Here is a 567-nt window from a genome sequence, read left to right on the forward strand (position 1 = left end):
AACTCCTGGCCGGATACTCTAAATCTTAGTGTCCTCATAGCATTGCCTTTCTGCCGGTTACCGCTTAACTCCCGGTCCATGGTCCACATCATCCATGATCCCGCCGGCAGGCTTAGACGGTACCACTGTCACCGGCACATCCTCCTGCGCTGGAGGAGACGGCTTGTCGTCACGCTCATCAGCTTTACCGGTTGTTGGCCCAGTTGTTACATAGGTGGTGTCCTGGGTGCCCTTGGGCCTGGCCTTCTGCGCTGCGTCATTTCTTCTCTGTTCCTCTGTCCTCTTGTCTGCTGCATTCTTCCTTAATACTGCCATAATATATACCTCTCTTTCTTAGTTGACCTTCTCGGTCTCTGCATTAATAAGTTTCTCTGTTACAGCCAGGCCCTTAATTAAAAAGGCTGGCACGTTGTAACCACATTCCACCAGGTTCTCCAGGATGCTGCGGATCTCATTGACCAGGAGACACGCCAGGGTGAACCATCCCAAAAGCAGCAGGAAGTCCAGATTAAGTCCCAGAATGTCATGTCCCAGACCAATAAATAATTTCGGCATCAAAAAGGATAC

At 50.4% G+C, this 567-nt stretch carries 2 protein-coding genes; both read right to left on the minus strand.

The features are described from left to right. Positions 1-57: 57 nt before the first annotated feature. Positions 58-315: a hypothetical protein gene (locus tag CLFS41_RS26355; RefSeq protein WP_045094043.1), complete on the minus strand. Its 258-nt coding sequence runs from the start codon at positions 313-315 to the stop codon at positions 58-60. Positions 316-333: 18 nt separating this feature from the next. Beyond that, the coding region (locus CLFS41_RS26360; protein WP_045094044.1) for a phage holin family protein at positions 334-567 on the minus strand (234 nt) is incomplete at its 5' end.

It is taken from the genome of Clostridium sp. FS41, from assembly GCF_000954015.1.
GTDB lineage: Bacteria > Bacillota > Clostridia > Lachnospirales > Lachnospiraceae > Enterocloster > Enterocloster citroniae.